The 762-nt window shown below is 37.7% G+C and carries 1 pseudogene; it reads right to left on the bottom strand.

The features are described 5' to 3' along the window. Window positions 1–762 (bottom strand): annotated as a pseudogene (locus AWW67_RS18985) (SusC/RagA family TonB-linked outer membrane protein); the annotation flags it as partial.

The following is a 762-nucleotide window of genomic DNA, read 5'->3' as shown; positions in this document are numbered from 1 at the left end:
TAAAGTCGTTGTTTTTAATGCCATAACTTTCATGACCCAATAAGATGTCAAAACTGTTTCTAGAATCTAAATCTAAAGAGTAGTTGATCAACTGGTTAAAGTTAGTAGTGATGTCAAAGTTGGCGCTCTTAGTGGCTCTACCTACTGGGATATAATCACCTACGTATGGGTTACCATAGAATTGGCCATTTGCAGTTCCGATATCCACACTACCGTTGATTTTTACGCTAAGGTTTTTGATTGGAGTTAACTCCACATAACCTACAGTTCTAAAGAATAAAGCTTCAGTTAAACTGTTGTTCAAAAGTGACTCTTCAGGAGCTTGTCTACCAGAAGTATTATTTGGTCTAGTTGGTAATCCAAATCTACCATCACCTCTATCGAAAGCTTTAGTGCCAAAATCAGGGTCAGTGATGTAGTTACCTTGATCATCAATTGCATATACTGGGAAAATAGGTCCCATTCTTCTTGCATTGTAGAATGCGTTAGCGAAACCAGAACCACCACTTGTTACAGAGTTTGTCATTCTGATATCACCAGAGTTGTTTACTCCAACTTTCAACCAATCAAGAACATCAACATTAACGTTTGTTCTTAGGGTATATCTTTCGAAATCAGAGTTTTTGAACACCCCTTTTTCATTCAAATAACCAATAGAAGCATAGTAATCAGCTCTGTCAGTAGCACCTCTTGCGCTGAAGTTGTACTCTTGTCTGTAACCTAATCTTTCGATAGGAGCAAACCAATCTAAATCGTCAGAAG

This window comes from Roseivirga seohaensis (assembly GCF_001592945.1).
Classification (GTDB): Bacteria; Bacteroidota; Bacteroidia; order Cytophagales; family Cyclobacteriaceae; genus Roseivirga; species Roseivirga seohaensis.
This window is presented reverse-complemented; position numbering and strand designations above follow the sequence as displayed.